The sequence below is a fragment of the Microcoleus sp. BM001215392 genome (assembly GCF_036700185.1).
Taxonomy (GTDB): Bacteria; Cyanobacteriota; Cyanobacteriia; order Cyanobacteriales; family Microcoleaceae; genus Microcoleus.
This window is the reverse complement of sequence record NZ_JAUBOJ010000363.1, coordinates 1-7,927: the sequence shown is the minus strand read 5'-3', so window position 1 is coordinate 7,927 and position 7,927 is coordinate 1. Positions and strand designations below refer to the sequence as shown.

The window sequence follows — 7,927 nt, the reverse complement described above, 5'->3', positions numbered from 1 at the left end:
GTTGACTGTTGACTGTTGACTGTTGACTGTTGACTGTTGACTGTTGACTGTTGACGGTTGACTTGTATTTATTGGTCATTAATCAATTGTTGAAAAAAGTTAATATGGAAAGCTTTCAACAGCTACAAGTTTATCAATTAGCTGAAAAAATATCAAACGAAATATGGTTTATTGTTAAAAAATGGGACGAGTTTATCAAGGATACGATGGGCAAACAAATAGTGCGATCGGCTGATAGTGTTGGTGCTAATATTGCAGAAGGGCATGGACGGTATAGCTATCAGGATAATCAGCGTTTTGTGAAAATTGCACGAGGTTCATTAAACGAAACAAGGCACTGGTTAAGACTTGCCTATGCTCGTAATCTTTTAACTCAAGAACAGAGCGATCGCCTGCATCCCTTATTAAATGAACTTTCACCAAAACTTAATGCCTATCTTAACTCACTAAAACAAAAACCCAAAAGTTAATAATCAACAGTCAACAGTCAACAGTCAACAGTCAACAGTCAACAGTTAAATTACCATACTGGTTGACTTTCTATCAAAACTGTGGCTGCGATGGTGTCTATCGGCTTTGAGAAAAAGTATCCCTGTCCGTATTCGCATTGCAGCGCTCTGAGCAGATTAAGCTGTTCGATTGTTTCGATTCCTTCAGCAATTACATCCATGCCTAAATGACTGGCTAAAATTAAAATAGTCTGTACTATGGCTTCGTTTCCTTCATCTTCAGTCATGCGGCCGACAAAAGCTCGATCGATCTTTAAAGCGTCAGTGGGAAAAGTGTGCAGGCGGCTCAAAGAAGAATAGCCGGTGCCGAAATCGTCAATATATAATTCAATTTCTAAATTTTTCAATTGGGAGAGGATAGCGGCGGCTGATTCGGCATTGTCCATGATTACTCCTTCAGTAATTTCTAACTTTAAAGTACGCGGGTCAAGCTGAGTTTCTTGTAAAATTTCGCTGAGGCGTTCGATTAAATCTGGTTGTTTAAATTGTTCGTTAGAAAGGTTGACGCTGACAGTTAACGGCGGATTTGCTGGGAATTTTTGGTGCCATTGGTGGATCTGACGGCAAGCCGATCGCATCATCCACCAACCAATAGGTACAATCAATCTAGTTTCTTCTGCTACTAAAATAAACTCACCCGGAGATACTAAACCGCGCTGAGGGTGATACCACCGCAGCAGCGCCTCAAAACCGATGATTCTACCGCTAGTTAGAGAGACGATGGGCTGGTAGTAAAGCTGAAATTCCTGGGAGTCTAGAGCGCGCCGCAAATCGTTTTCGAGTTGCAAAAGGGCGACGGCACGCGTGTGCATACTCAAGTCAAAAACTTCGTGGCGGGCTTTGCCCAATCCCTTAGCGTGATACATCGCAGCATCTGCATCTCGCAGCAGTTCTTCTGGTCGATCGTACAATATTTGGAATGGGGCGGGAACTGTAGAGTCGGGAGATAGGCAAGACAAAGAAGTTTCCCGATCGATATTTTCCTGATTTCCTGGAATCAACAGTTCGCGAATTGCGGTGGAAGGCTGCGGCAAACCGGAACAAACAATGCCAATGCTAGCACTGCTAAAAACTTGATATTCGTTGAGGTAAAAAGGCTCTGCCAGTTGTGCTTGCACTCGTTCGGCAATGTGGATCGCATCCTCAGTATTTTTGATATTTTCCAGCAAAATAGCGAATTCGTCGCCGCCGAGACGCGCAACGGTATCTCCAGCGCGCAAACAGATTTCCAGGCGCTGGGCGATCGCGATTAGCAACCGATCGCCCACTAAATGCCCCAAACTGTCATTGACAACCTTAAAGCGGTCGAGATCGATAAACAGCACCGCAAACAAAACTTCGGGACGGCGTTTGGAAAGTTCGATCGCGTGTCCCAAGCGATCCATAAATAAAGCTCGGTTGGGCAAACCCGTCAGTGTATCGTGCAAAGCATCGTGTACTAACTTCTCTTCTGCGATTTTGCGGAGGGTGATATCTTCGACAGTGCCTTCGTAGTAAAGCAAATTGCCGCGGGCGTCGCGAACAGCCCGGCCGTTCTCGGAAACCCAGATGGTGGTGCCATCGGCGCGGTAAACTTTGGACTCGAACTCAGACACAGCACCGTGTTTTTCGATCGCGCGCAAAAACTCGACGCGGCGGTTGGGATCGAGGTAGAGTTGGCGATCGATATTGTGGATGTTGGCGATCAGTTCGGCGGCCGACTCGTAGCCGTAAATTCTTGCCAAAGCAGGGTTAGCGCTGAGGTAGCGCCCGTCAACAGTCGTCTGAAAAATGCCCTCGATCGCGTTTTCAAAGATGCTGCGGTATTTTTCTTCAGCCTGTTGGAGCGCGAATTCTGCCTGCTTGCGATCGCTGATATCGGTCAAGGTGCCGAGATAACCTAGAACTTCCCCCTTGTGGTCAATTTCCGGCACTGCTTGCCAAAATACCCAGGTTATGAAGTTGCCGTTGCAAAAGCGGTATTCTAACTTGCAAGGCAACTGATCTTGTACGGCGCGATACCACTGGCTCAAAACCCGAGATCGGTCTTCGGGATGCAAACTTTGACCCCAACCTTCACCCAATGCCTCTGGGGCCGTCAGTCCCGCCATTTCCAAAAATCGCTCGTTAACATACAAACAATCTCCAGCAGCGTCGGCGCGGAAAATCCCGACAGGCAGTATTTTTGCCAAGGTGTAATAGCGATATTCGCTTTCGAGTAGGGCGCTGGCGGCCACTTTAGTCTCGGTGATGTCAAACATGGCGCCTTGAAGGATGACGGACTTGCTGGCTTCATCGCGAACGGCGATAGCTCGATCGCGAAACCAGACAACTTTGCCGTTGCGGGCGATCGCGCGGTATTCTGAAACCAGCGGCGCCTCACCAAAGATATCTTCTCCACCAGTAAATTTCTGTGCTGCGTTTTCCACTAACACGCGGTCGCGGTCTTCTGGGTGAACGAGTTTCAGCCACAGGTCGGGGTCTGCCTTCCATTCAGCGACAGAATAGCCGAGAAAAGTCTCGATTTGCGGGCTAATGTAAAGTTTAGCAGCGTTGCGGTTGAGGGGAGAAATGTAGGTGACAGCCGGCATTTGTTCTACAAGGGCGCAGTATTTGGCTTCTACGGTGCACAGGGCTGCTTCTAGGCGCTGCCTCTCTAATTCGGCGGCGGCGCGAGAAGCAAAAATGCTGAGAATTAGTTGAAATTTGGCAATATGTGACTCTACCAGAGGTCGATCGTGGAAAATACAAATAATCCCTAAAGGTTCGCCGTAGGAGTTTTTGAGCAAGACTCCCAAGAAGCTGCACGCACCTGTCAATATGGGTCTGCCGTCTTGGGGAAAAGTTTCTTTGATGCAGTCCTGACAACAGTAGATTCCCTGCTCGAACACCAGCGATTCGGGAGTATTCGCCGTGTTGCACTCAAAGTTTGGCTGCTGTTGTCCGTCGAGCCAAAAACTGATCGTTTGCAATCGATCGGGAGGAGTATCAGCGCGTTCGATCGACTTCATAGATTTGGCAGCAACGGCGCTGCGAACTCCGAGTGCTGAGGCTAAGTGGCGAACTAACGCATCAAAAAATTCTGCTCCTCCGGGTGAATTAGTACCTGCTAGGATTTCGCCCAGCAAGTCTTCTTCTAATTGCGGGAAAGTGTTAACTTGGGCAGGGTACTCGGCATTCGGGCTATCTCGATCTTCTGGGCTCCAACCCGACCTGCTCTGAGTGAGAGTTTGGCTGGTGGAAGGCCCTACAAGAGACGAAGAATTAACAGTGGGGCGCTGTTGCTGGGCGAAGAATAGAGAGCGGCCAACACTTAAAATTTTACCCAAGAAGCTGTTAGTTGGCTGCAAGGGATTTGAGTTGAAGAAAATCAAAAAGTTTTTCTGATTTTTGACTTTTGCCGATAAATCGCCGTTTAATTCGGGAAACTGGGCTGGCTCTGCTGCTGGCGGGAGACTGGGGGGCCTTCGCTGCCATTTGAGATAAATCGCGAACGCGAAGGCTAAGCTCGCCGATAATCCCAAAAAATATGCAAGAATCTCTAAGTAAAGGAATAAATCTAGCTGGAACATCGATTAGCACCGCTCGACAATTGTAGTAGTTACTTGAAAGCCAATCTATTTATTAAAAATAACTAAGTATCGTCACGGATGAGTAACAAATACAAGGTAGGATCGCAGGTGAAGGCGACAATGCAAGTTAATACCAAGCCATGAAAGCGATCGTTTTTGAAACCCCCGGAAGCCCGTCCGTATTGAAACTGCAAGATATCCCCGCCCCTACTATACAAACAGAAACTGAAGTTTTGGTAAGGTTGCGGGCGGCGGGCGTCAACCCGATAGATACTAAGTTGCGATCGCGCGGCACTTTTTACCCGGAGAAAACTCCTCACGTTTTGGGGTGCGACGGGGCTGGAGTAGTAGAGGCTGTCGGTGCTGCTGTGCAGAGTTTCCAAGTCGGAGACGAGGTTTTTTTCTGCAATGGGGGTTTGGGCGGGTCGATCGGTACTTATGCTGAGTTTGCCGTTGTAGACGAAAGGTTTCTCGCCATCAAGCCTGCTGCATTAAGTTTTGCTGAGGCGGCGGCTGCGCCGTTAGTTTTAATTACAGCATGGGAATCGCTGTACGATCGAGGGCGCTTGGAAGCTGGCCAGGTGTTATCAAAGAAGGTGCTAATTCTAGCAGGTGCAGGCGGTGTCGGCCACGTCGCGGTACAGTTGGCTTCATTGCAGGGTGCTGAGGTTTGCACTACTGTTAGTTCCGAAGCAAAAGCCGAGTTTGTACGGCAGTTAGGTGCAGATTTAGTTATTTTATACAAAAATACCGATGTTGTCGATCAGGTTTTGACTTGGACTCAGGGAAAAGGAGTGGACTTGGCTTTTGATACAGTCGGGGGAGAAACTTTTTACCAAACGATTCCGGCGGTGAAGATTTATGGAGATTTGGTAACGATTTTGGAACCCGATCCGGCTTTGGGCAATTTGAAAACAGCGAGAATGCGAAATCTGCGAATTAGTCTGGAATTAATGTTAACTCCGATGCTGCAAGGTTTGGTGGAGGAACAGCAACAGCAGGCAAAGATTTTGCAGCAGTGCGCTGGTTTGTGCGATCGTAATTTGCTCAAAATTCACGTCAGCCAAACTTTCCCGCTAGAACAAGCTCAAGCTGCGCACGAGTTGTTAGAAACAGGTTCAGTAACGGGTAAAATAGTGCTGGAAATTGCGGGCGGTTGAGATTCTGGGCGAATCGAATTCGCGGTTGAGATTCCCGGGAATTGAATTCGCGATTGAGATTCCCGGCGAATCGAATTCGCGGTGGAGATTCCCGGCGAATCGAATTCGCGGTGGAGATTCCCGGCGAATGGAATTCGCGGCGACACATACGAAACCCACTCCAAGCGGGTTGAAGAAATTTTAGATTTACAAATCCCGGGCGATTGAGATTCCCGGCGAATGGAATTCGCGGCGACACATACGAAACTCGCCGACGCGGGTTGAAGAAATTTTAGATTCACAAATCCCGGGCGATTGAGATTCCCGGCGAATCGAATTCGCGGGCGGTGGAGATTCCCGGCGAATCGAATTCGCGGCGACACAAACGAAACCCGCCTCCGCGGGTTGAAGAAATTTTGGGATATTTTAATTGCCCAGTGATTTTGAAGTCAATTCCCAATGAGGAATCATTGATTTTTGATGGTGGTGAACAGCTTGATTTCGGATATATTTAGCTACAATGTCGATCGCATCGTGGCTAACAGTAAATGCTGCGTAGCTGCCTTGCCATTTAAAAAAAACACCCGGTTTAATTTCGTGAGTGATTAAATGGGAAGAACTACCCTTGACTTGCTTAATTATCTCAAATACCGCCAAAGTAGTCGGAAAACCTGTTAACAGGTGAACGTGATCTTCTATACCGCCAACGGCAATCACAGTGCATCCCAACTTCTGACATTCTGCAATAATTGTTGCATAGATTACTTGTTGAATATCAGGAGTAATCAACGGCAATCTATCCCAGGTCGCCCAAGTAAAATGGATATATAACTGCGTAAAAGTGTCTCTCATTTCTATTAAAAATGTGTGAAATTTGTCTTCAACCCACGGAGGTGGGTTTTGTCTGTGTCGCCGCGATTTCAATCGCCGGGGCTGTGTCGCCGCGATTTCAATCGCCCGGGCTGTGTCGCCGCGATTTCAACCGCCCGGGCTGTGCAGGCGCAGTTTGCAACCGCCCGGGCCTCTGAAATTACGATCGCCCTTAAGTCGTATACTCCGCGTTAATCTTCACGTAGTCGTAACTCAAATCGCATCCCCAAGCCTTCGCAAAACCTGCACCATTCCCGACAGCAACCTGAATTAAAACCGTGTCTTCCTTCAGATATTCACCAGCCGCAGCAGCCTTCATATAATTACTCGCAGCAGATTTATCGAACGCTAAAGGTTGTCCATTTTCCATCATCAAAAAATCCCCCAATTGAATCCGCAAATTCTCTTGTTCAAAAGGAACACCAGCGCGCCCCGCCGCCGCCGCAATTCTGCCCCAATTTGGATCGCGCCCAAAAATAGCAGCCTTCACCAAAGAAGAACCGACAATTGTTTTGGCAATTTTACTCGCAGAAACTTCGTCGGCGGCGCCGCTAACTTGCACTTCCACCAAACACGTTGCACCTTCGCCATCGCGGGCGATCGCCTTTGCCAAATGCACGCAAACTTCTGTTAGCATCGCTTCTAATTTTTCAGCATCCGCGCCCATTTCTGTAATCGCAGGCGTGCGAGATTGGCCGTTAGTCAAAGCAATTAGCGAATCGTTGGTACTGGTATCGCCGTCAACAGTAATTTGATTGAAACTTCTGTTAGCCGCCCGACTCAGCATTTCTTGCCACAAATGCGACGACACTGCTGCATCGCAAGTTACAAATGCTAGCATTGTTGCCATATTCGGGTGAATCATTCCCGAACCTTTGCAAATGCCGCCGATGCGCACGGGACGATCGCCAAACATGGTTTCTAGGGCGATCGTTTTCGGCACTAAATCAGTCGTACAAATAGCCTTAGCAGCCGCATCAGAACCAGTTTCAGAGGCTTCAGCAACCAATCGCGGAATTCCCGCCCTCAGCGGCTCCATTTTAATCCGCTGTCCGATCACGCCTGTGGAGGCTAAAAGAATTGATTCAGAAGGAATATTTAGGGCTTCCGCCAACAATTTCGCGCTTTCTAGGGCATCTGCTAAGCCTGCTTCGCCAGTAGCAGCATTTGCTTGTCCGGCATTGCACAAAATTGCTTTGGCGCTGGGTTTAGCTTGCAAACGCTGGCGACAGTAGTCCACGCAAGCAGCCCGGACTGTGGATGTGGTGAAGACTCCCGCGGCGATCGCGTCCACCTCTGACAAAATTAAACTTAAATCCGGCAAGCCTGAAGGCTTCAAACCCGCTGTAATTCCCGATGCTCGATATCCTCTGGGTGCTGTAACTCCGCCGCCAATTTCTTTCCAGTCCGACATGATGACCTCCCTAGAGCGTTCTATTCTATTGAGAGGGGATTATATCATTTTAGATTTTAGATTTTAGATTTTAGATTTTAGATTGCCAACAAATGACGAATCAATGAGTTGTTTTTTTGTGGTTTAACCGTTCTTTGCCCGATGCGCGAACTCAAATCCGGTAGCATTGGAATTATTAATCTCTCTATTCTCTCTCTGTGTTCTCTGCGGCCTCTGTGGTTAAATCATTCCGATGCAACCAGAAACGATCTGAAAATATAGTTGAGCAATATTATATTTGATTATTTGTGTTAAATCAATTCCTTAAAATTAATCGCGACTTCTTCTGTAGAGATCGAACTCAAGAAAAAGTCGCGACGGTTTTGTAACTGTCATTATTAATAGACAAGATTGCATAAGTCTTCGATCGATACAGAAACCGCAGATGTCTGACAGATAAACACA

5 protein-coding genes are annotated in these 7,927 nt (G+C 47.6%); 2 read left to right on the top strand and 3 right to left on the bottom strand.

The features are described 5' to 3' along the window. Positions 1 to 104: 104 nt before the first annotated feature. Positions 105 to 470, top strand: a complete 366-nt coding sequence (locus QT974_RS27790; RefSeq protein ID WP_333471630.1) for a four helix bundle protein — start codon at positions 105 to 107, stop codon at positions 468 to 470. 50 nt (positions 471 to 520) lie between these two features. On the opposite strand, the gene QT974_RS27785 is transcribed toward QT974_RS27790, so the two are convergent. After that, on the bottom strand, positions 521 to 4,060 hold the full coding sequence (locus tag QT974_RS27785) for a sensor domain-containing protein (RefSeq protein ID WP_333471629.1): 3,540 nt from the start codon (positions 4,058 to 4,060) through the stop codon (positions 521 to 523). A 140-nt stretch (positions 4,061 to 4,200) separates the two neighbouring features. On the opposite strand from QT974_RS27785, the gene QT974_RS27780 reads away from it, so the two are divergent. After that, positions 4,201 to 5,220 carry a zinc-dependent alcohol dehydrogenase family protein gene (locus QT974_RS27780; protein ID WP_333471628.1) on the top strand — a complete coding sequence of 340 codons (1,020 nt, stop codon included), beginning with the start codon at positions 4,201 to 4,203 and terminating at the stop codon, positions 5,218 to 5,220. Between the two features lie 405 nt (positions 5,221 to 5,625). Here QT974_RS27780 and tnpA read toward each other — a convergent pair whose 3' ends face one another. Together tnpA and argJ are read right to left on the bottom strand one after the other, a co-directional pair. After that, positions 5,626 to 6,051 (bottom strand): IS200/IS605 family transposase, encoded by a 426-nt coding sequence (gene tnpA / locus QT974_RS27775; RefSeq protein WP_333471627.1) that lies wholly within the window; start codon positions 6,049 to 6,051, stop codon positions 5,626 to 5,628. Positions 6,052 to 6,241: 190 nt separating this feature from the next. Beyond that, complete coding sequence (gene argJ, locus QT974_RS27770) at positions 6,242 to 7,483, bottom strand: bifunctional ornithine acetyltransferase/N-acetylglutamate synthase (RefSeq protein WP_333471626.1); 1,242 nt, start codon at positions 7,481 to 7,483, stop codon at positions 6,242 to 6,244. Between the last annotated feature and the right edge of the window lie 444 nt (positions 7,484 to 7,927).

Bases quoted from the DNA above. Each gene is read 5' to 3' on its own strand.
- QT974_RS27790 (WP_333471630.1), top strand. From the start codon at position 105: ATGGAAAGCTTTCAACAGCTACAAGTTTATCAATTAGCTGAAAAAATA.
- argJ (WP_333471626.1), bottom strand. From the start codon at position 7,483: ATGTCGGACTGGAAAGAAATTGGCGGCGGAGTTACAGCACCCAGAGGA.
- tnpA (WP_333471627.1), bottom strand. From the start codon at position 6,051: ATGAGAGACACTTTTACGCAGTTATATATCCATTTTACTTGGGCGACC.
- QT974_RS27785 (WP_333471629.1), bottom strand. From the start codon at position 4,060: ATGTTCCAGCTAGATTTATTCCTTTACTTAGAGATTCTTGCATATTTT.
- QT974_RS27780 (WP_333471628.1), top strand. From the start codon at position 4,201: ATGAAAGCGATCGTTTTTGAAACCCCCGGAAGCCCGTCCGTATTGAAA.